The following is a 7,388-nucleotide window of genomic DNA, read 5'->3' as shown; positions in this document are numbered from 1 at the left end:
GGGGTGGGGATCTCGCAGCCGGCGAGCAGCGCCAGCGCGGCGATCTCGCGTTCGGGGGAGAACTCGGTGTCGCCGTAGCTGCGGCGCCCGGTGCCGGAGTCGCCGGTGTCGCGGGACGTCCAGCGGCGCAGGACGAGCCGGTGCGCCTCGCCGGAGCGGGTCTCGACGAGGAGGGCGTGGTTGGCGTGGCCGTCGCCGCCGGCGAGGGGCCGCACCATGCGGACCTCGGCGCCCTTGCCGAGGCACTCCTCCACCCAGCGCAGGGTGGTGTGCCCGGGGTGGGCGCCGGTCGGCAGGCAGGGAGCCGGTGTGTGGGTCACCTGATCCATGAAAACGGATTCCGAAGGGTATTGGGAGTGATTTTGCGAAGACGGAACGTAACAAAATGCACGTCATCGGGGTTGCGTGGGAGAACCCCTTCGGTCGTTGTGCCCGTTAGTCGGGCAAACGCCGCGGATTCCGATGGGTATCCGAGTGCGGCCGGGTGGGGCCCGCGCCGGCCCCACCCGGACGATCTGGTCAGCGTCGGTCTGGGGGACGACCCCCAGACCCCCGAAGGGGGACCGGCCGACGCCCTCCACTCCGCTGGAGCTGCGTTCCAGCCGTCGGTCAGTCCTTCGAATCGCGGCGGGGGCGCAGCAGGGCCTCCGCCAGGGCGAGCATCGTCTCCTCCAGCGTGGACAGCCGCTTCAGCACGTCCTCGTGCACCGCGTTGACCTGCTTGGAGACCTCGTCGTGGACGCCGTCCACCTTGCGGCCGACCTCGTCCTCGACGTGGGAGAAGCGCTTGGCGAACTCCGCCTGCGCGGCGTCGGCGCGCCGCCCGGCCTCGTCCTGCATGTGCTCCACCCGCCGCGCGAACTCGGAGTGGACGCCGCCGACCTGCCGGGCGACGTCCTCCTGCATGTTGCCGACCTGCTTGGCGACGTCCTCGTGGATGCCGCCCACCTGCCGCGTGACGTCCTCGTGGATGTCGCCGATCCGCTTGCCGAAGCCGTGGATGCCCTCGACCTGCCGCGACACCTCGGTATGCACGGCTTCGACCTGCTTGGCGACGTCGGCGTGCACCGACTCGACGCGGCGGGACACGATGTCGACCTGCGTGGTGAACTCCTCCAGCGCGCCGTCGACGCGCTTGGTGACCTCCTCGTGGATGTTCTCGATGCGCTTGCGGACGTCGTCGTGCACGTCCTCGAACCGGCGGGAGAACTCCTCCATCCGCTTGGCGACGTCGCTGTAGGCCGTCTCGGCGATCTGCGACATGGTCGCCTTGACCTCGTCGCGGTCCGGCCGGGCGCGCAGCTCCTCGATCAGCGGGTCGACCGCCTCGGCGAGGTGCTTCTCCAGCGCGTCGAACCGGTCGCCGTACTCGGCCGCCGGACGCTGCGCGATCTCGTTCAGCAGCCGGTGCAGCTCGGCGATCTCCAGCGTGGCGGGCAGCCTGCCGATCCGCTCGCCGACCCCGTCGATGCGGCCGTCGATGCTCTCGAAGCGCCCGTCCAGGCCCTCCAGCTTGCCGGACAGCCCTTCGAGCCGGCCGTCGACGCCGTCCAGCCGTCCGTCCAGGCCGTCGAGCCTGCCGCCGACGCCCTCGACCCGGCCGTTGACCGCGTCGAACCCCTGCTCCATCCGCTCGGCCATCTCGCCGAGCGCCTGGTCGACCCGTGCCGTGACCCCGTTGATCGAGTGCTCGAGCCGCTCCGACCGGTGCCCCAGCTCCGCCAGCGACTTGTCGAGCCGGTTGAAGCGGACGGACGCGGCCTCCATGCTGCCCTGGAGCTTGTCCAGCCGCTTGGTCATCTCGTCCATGCGCTGCGACGCCTGCTGCGTGGCGTCGGTGATCTGCTGCGCGGAGTCGAGGACGGCCTGGATGCGGGTCAGGCCCTCGTCGACGTTCTCGGCGACGACGCCGACGTCGGCCCACAGCGCGGGCAGCTCGGCGACCGGCTTGACCCGCTCGCCGAACGACTCGATGTGCTCGGCCAGGCCTTCGGCCCATTCCGGGGGCTTGCCGGACAGTTCGTCGACCTGCCCGCGGACGCTCTCGATCTGCCCGGTCAGCCCGGTGAGCTCGCGCTCGCGGACCTCGCGGAGCAGCCACTCCATGCCCTCCAGCCGCTGCCGAATCTCGTCCAGGACCTGACCCTGTGAGCGCTGTTCGTAGACGTGGTCCTGCGCCGCACGGGCGAGCAACTCCCGCATCCGATCCGAGACCGGTTGACCCCCCGTCTGCAGGAAGTTGTGATTCGTTTCCACCCGATGCTCCTTCGTGTGCCGGCGCGACGAAATGACGCACGGCAAATGAATCTCTGAGGTCGCCACTGTAGTGCGTGTAGAGCGCCGCTAAAACGGGTAGCAGAGAAGATTGCGAGTTCGGCGGAATGCGCCTGTTATCCGGCTGGGGTGAATAGCGAGAAATGGCCGCGAGAAGGCGAATTAACCGCTTCACGGCGATGGTGGTCTTCGTGCCGGTCTGTACCGTGGCCGGGCGGCGGACGCCGCGGGCGGCGGCGGCGTTCTGTCCGTACATCTCGCCCAACATCGGCAGTTCCCGAACCCGCGGACGCGTACGGCGCGGCGACGCGTGTGCCCCCGGCGTGATGCCGCCGGACCCGGCGCGGGCCATTTCGAGGGCGGAATAGGGGGCGGCATGGCCCGGCCGCTGAACCTGCCTTGGTGTTCGCGGGCGCGTTGATCTCGGCACGCCGATTCCGCTCCCGCGCCGCGCCCTTGCCGGGCGCCCGCAATCCCTGGTGAACGCAATGCCGGAAAGCGCCGATGATTTGCACCGCCATGGCGCGTCGCCCGGCCCCGCTTGGCGTTGCCTCGCCGAGTGGAAGATCTTTGGACACGGTTGCCGGCGGCCCGCCTCCCGGGCGGGTCAGGGCCGCGGGAGCGGGCGGGTCAGCAGCGCGACCGGGTCGCGGCCGACGCGCGTCACCACGAGGGTCAGCTCCTTCGCGCCGTGTCCCGGCCGCCGTCTGCCGAAGCCGAGGTCGCGCCGGAGTTTGTCGACGTCGACGGCCGAGCCGCGCTTCTTGACCGTCAGCACACCGACCTCACGGCGGCGCAACTCCGCGCGCAACCGCTTCACGGAGAACGGCAGCACGTCCTCCACCTCGTAGGCGGAGGCGAACGGTGTAGGGCGCAACTCGTCGGACGTGACGTAGGCGATGTTGAGGTCCGCCAAGCCGCCGCCCACCAACGCGGCGACCTCGCCGACCAGATGGGCACGGATGACGGCTCCGTCAGGCTCGTACAGGTAACGGCCCCAGGCGCGCACATCTGGAACGTCCGACCCCTGGGGCGTCAACGTGCACATCGCGCCGGACGAGAGAAGCGTGGCCCGGCGTCCCACGTCCCCTGCGAGTTCCCCGAGCCACAGGGCCGCTTCCTTGACGTCACCGTTCACCGAGACCCATTCGGCCTCCGCGCCCTCCGGGACGACCTCATGCGGGATGCCCGGTGCGACCTTCACGCAGGCGGCGGGCACCTGGCGAGCCAAACCGAGGACGACGTCCAGCGGCGGCTCATACGAACGGGGATCGAAGACCCGTCCACGCGCCGTACGACGTCCAGGATCGGCGAAGACGGCATCGAACCCGGACGGGTCCTCCTCGGTTGCATCACCCACACGGACCGAAGCGTCCAAGCCGAAAGCGGCCACGTTCGCCCGCGCCACCTCAGCCGTCAACGGGTCGAGTTCCACGCCTTCCCCTGCGAGCCCCTCCTGCGCCCGCGCGATGAGGTCGGCCCCGATGCCGCACCCCAACTCCAGAACACGCGCTTTAGATAGACGGTCCCTGAACCGCCGTGCGCGATGAGCCGCCACGCTCGCGCGGGTCGACTGCTCAAGGCCCGCCTGGGTGAAGTACATGCGGTCGGCGTCCGCACCGAACTTGGCCCGCGCCCGCTCACGCAGTCGTACCTGCGTCAACGCCGCGGCCACCAGCGAGGGGTCGTGGCGTTCGCGCAGCCGGGACGCCGTGGCGAGCAGGCCGTCCTCGCTCACGTCCGCCGCAGCCGTCTCCCGGAGGAGCGCCTGCCCGGCGGGGGCGCGCAGCGCCCGGAACGAACCGATGTCCATAAGGTGGAAGTTAGCGGCCGGTGAACGCCCGTCGGAGGGTCCGTGTCCGTGTTGACGGGGTCCCGGGCACCGCATAGTCTCCATGACTGGCACTCTCCTAGCGAGAGTGCCAACACAGCGACAAGGTCGGTCTGGCACCCGCGACGGCAGGCCGGTCCAGGGTCGCCTCTTCTGTCACATGTGCTGGCCGGTCACCCATGGCCGGCCGAGGACCAATCGAAGGGGAGGTCAGATCGTGACGACCGCCACCAAGGTTGTTCTCAAGCCGCTTGAGGACCGTATCGTCGTCCAGCCGCTTGAGGCCGAGACCACCACCGCGTCGGGCCTGGTGATCCCGGACACCGCCAAGGAGAAGCCCCAGGAGGGCACCGTCCTTGCCGTTGGACCGGGTCGCGTCGACGACAAGGGCGACCGCGTCCCCGTCGACGTCAAGGTCGGCGAGGTCGTGCTCTACAGCAAGTACGGCGGCACCGAGGTCAAGTACAACAACGAGGAGTACCTCGTGCTCTCGGCCCGCGACGTGCTCGCGGTCATCGAGAAGTAATCACCGAGACGTGATGCACCCGCCCCGGTCGGCGCCGCCTTCGGCGGGGCTGCCGGGGCGGAGCGCGTGAAAGAGGAGTATCCGCATGGCGAAGATCCTGGAGTTCGAGGAGGACGCTCGCCGGGCTCTTGAGCGCGGCGTCAACGCTCTCGCGGACGCCGTCAAGGTGACGATCGGCCCGCGCGGCCGCAACGTCGTCATCGACAAGAAGTTCGGCGCGCCGACGATCACCAACGACGGCGTCACCATCGCCCGCGAGGTGGAGCTGGAGGACCCCTACGAGAACCTCGGGGCCCAGCTCGCCAAGGAAGTGGCGACCAAGACCAACGACATCGCGGGCGACGGCACCACCACGGCGACCGTCCTCGCGCAGGCGCTGGTCCGCGAGGGCACCCGCAACGTGGCGGCCGGCGCGTCGCCGCTCGCCCTCAAGCGCGGCATCGACATCGCCGCCCAGCACGTGTCCGACCAGCTCCTCAAGTCGGCCCGCGAGGTCGAGGAGAAGAGCGAGATCGCGCACGTCGCGACCATCTCCGCGCAGGACGGGCAGATCGGCGAGCTGATCGCCGAGGCGTTCGAGAAGGTCGGCAAAGACGGCGTCATCACCGTCGAAGAGGCCCACACCATGGGCCTCGAGCTGGAGTTCACCGAGGGCCTCCAGTTCGACAAGGGCTACCTGTCGCCGCACATGGTCACCGACCACGAGCGCATGGAGGCCGTCCTGGAGGACGCCTACGTGCTCATCGTGGACGGCAAGATCTCCAACGTGCAGGAGTTCCTGCCGCTGGCCGAGCAGGTCGCGCAGACCAAGAAGCCGCTGCTCGTGGTGGCCGAGGACGTCGAGGGCGAGGCCCTGGCGCTGCTCGTCGCCAACAAGATCCGCGGCACCTTCCTGTCGGTCGCGGTCAAGGCGCCCGGCTTCGGCGACCGCCGCAAGGCGATGCTCGGCGACATGGCCACCCTGACCGGCGGCCAGGTCGTCAGCGAGGCCATCGGCCTCAAGCTCGACTCGATCGGGCTGGACGACCTCGGCCGCGCCCGCCGGATCACCGTCACCAAGGACGCCACCACCGTCGTCGACGGTGAGGGCGCCGCGGACGAGATCAACGCCCGGGTCAACCAGATCAAGGTCGAGATCGAGAACTCCGACTCCGACTGGGACCGCGAGAAGCTGCAGGAGCGGCTGGCCAAGCTGGCCGGCGGCGTCTGCGTGCTGCGCGTCGGCGCCGCCACCGAGGTGGAGCTGAAGGAGAAGAAGCACCGCCTGGAGGACGCCATCTCGGCGACCCGCGCGGCGATCGAGGAGGGCATCGTGTCCGGCGGCGGCAGCGCGCTGGTGCACGTCGCCAAGGAGGGCTTCGACACCCTCGGGCTGTCCGGCGACGAGGCCACCGGCGCCGACGCCGTCCGCAAGGCGCTGTCGGAGCCGCTCCGCTGGATCTCCGAGAACGCCGGCCAGGAGGGCTACGTCGTCGTCTCCAAGGTGCAGGCGCTGCAGGCCGGGCACGGCTACAACGCCGCGACCGACGAGTACGGCGACCTGATCGCCCAGGGCGTCATCGACCCGGTGAAGGTCACCCGTTCGGCCGTCACCAACGCCGCCTCCATCGCGGGCATGCTGCTCACGACCGAGGCGCTCGTGGTCGACAAGCCGGAGGAGCCGGAGGAGGCCGCCGGCGGCGGTCACGGGCACGGTCACGGGCACGGCCACTGAGCCGTCTCCCGAGCCGTCTCCCGTCCGGAGCACGCAGGTAAGGCCCCCGTCCGTCCCGGGCGGGGGCCTTCCCGTTCTCCCTGGGAAATTCCGCTACACCGGGCGATATGGCGGCGACGCTACGTAGTAATCCCAGGTTCGATCCTGCACTGTGACCATTCCGTTGTAAAGGACAGTGGAGACACGCCCGGGGGTGCTGGGCATCATGCTTGACGTGACCGAGGGATGCTACGCCGGGACCATGGCCGTGCGCGCTGCCGAACCCTCGGGAGGGCCTGCCCCGCCGCGCGACACCGGCCGGGGGCCGGCGGGAGGGGCGCCGCACGCCGCCGACGGCGACCTCAAGGAGCTGACGAACCTCGCCGTGCAGGGCGACCCGGGGGCCATCGAGGTCCTCATCGCCGAGGTCCGGCCCATGATCGTCCGGTACTGCCGGGCCCGGCTCGGCCGGGTCTCCGGGCAGTACCACATCGCCGACGACGTGGCGCAGGAGGTCTGCATCGCCGTCCTGTCGGCGCTGCCGCGCTACCGGGACATGGGCCGCCCCTTCGCCTCCTTCGTCTTCGGCATCGCCGCGCACAAGATCGCGGACGCGCTGCGCAGCGCGGTCCGCGCGGCCGTCCCCACCGAGGACCTGCCGGACGGTCCGGACGACCGGCCCGGGCCCGAGGAGACGGTGGTGCGCTACATCGAGGCGCAGCGCGCCCGCGACCTGCTCACCCGGCTGCCCGAGCACCAGCGCGAGCTCGTGCTGCTGCGGGTCGTCGCGGGCCTGTCGGCGGAGGAGACCGGAAACGTGCTGGGCATGTCCGCGGGGGCCGTCCGGGTCGCTCAGCACCGGGCGCTGGCCCGGCTGCGGGTGATGGCGCGAGAGGAGTCGATCGCTTGACGGACCGCGGCCCCCTCACCGGCCTGCGGGGCGCCCCGAATCCGGCCGAGCACGCGCACCCCGGCGACTCCCCGGCGCCGCAGGGCGCGGCCGCCGACCTGGGCGAGGTGCGCCGCACCGACGCGCTGATCGAGTCACTGGCGGCCCGCCGCGC

At 70.7% G+C, this 7,388-nt stretch carries 5 protein-coding genes and 1 pseudogene; 3 read left to right on the top strand and 3 right to left on the bottom strand.

Annotation, left to right across the window (positions count from 1 at the left end):
- The 3 genes and pseudogenes from E1293_RS42005 to E1293_RS41995 all read right to left on the bottom strand — a co-directional run.
- Positions 1 to 329: pseudogene (locus tag E1293_RS42005) on the bottom strand (aminoglycoside phosphotransferase family protein); the annotation flags it as partial.
- A 280-nt stretch (positions 330 to 609) separates the two neighbouring features.
- The gene (locus E1293_RS42000) at positions 610 to 2,256 is read right to left on the bottom strand and encodes an apolipoprotein A1/A4/E domain-containing protein (RefSeq protein ID WP_132204914.1); all 1,647 of its coding nucleotides are present in this window, start codon (positions 2,254 to 2,256) and stop codon (positions 610 to 612) included.
- 625 nt (positions 2,257 to 2,881) lie between these two features.
- Positions 2,882 to 4,087: a THUMP-like domain-containing protein gene (locus tag E1293_RS41995; protein ID WP_132204912.1), complete on the bottom strand. Its 1,206-nt coding sequence runs from the start codon at positions 4,085 to 4,087 to the stop codon at positions 2,882 to 2,884.
- 235 nt (positions 4,088 to 4,322) lie between these two features.
- Between E1293_RS41995 and groES the strand changes: the two genes are divergently transcribed.
- From groES to E1293_RS41980, 3 genes are all read left to right on the top strand, one after another.
- The gene (gene groES, locus E1293_RS41990; protein WP_131883960.1) at positions 4,323 to 4,631 is read left to right on the top strand and encodes a co-chaperone GroES; all 309 of its coding nucleotides are present in this window, start codon (positions 4,323 to 4,325) and stop codon (positions 4,629 to 4,631) included.
- An 85-nt stretch (positions 4,632 to 4,716) separates the two neighbouring features.
- Complete coding sequence (gene groL, locus E1293_RS41985) at positions 4,717 to 6,345, top strand: chaperonin GroEL (RefSeq protein WP_132204910.1); 1,629 nt, start codon at positions 4,717 to 4,719, stop codon at positions 6,343 to 6,345.
- A 205-nt stretch (positions 6,346 to 6,550) separates the two neighbouring features.
- Positions 6,551 to 7,234 (top strand): sigma-70 family RNA polymerase sigma factor, encoded by a 684-nt coding sequence (locus E1293_RS41980; RefSeq protein WP_424923723.1) that lies wholly within the window; start codon positions 6,551 to 6,553, stop codon positions 7,232 to 7,234.
- Positions 7,235 to 7,388 lie beyond the last annotated feature (154 nt).

The organism is Actinomadura darangshiensis, from assembly GCF_004349235.1.
Taxonomy (GTDB): Bacteria; Actinomycetota; Actinomycetes; order Streptosporangiales; family Streptosporangiaceae; genus Spirillospora; species Spirillospora darangshiensis.
This window is presented reverse-complemented; position numbering and strand designations above follow the sequence as displayed.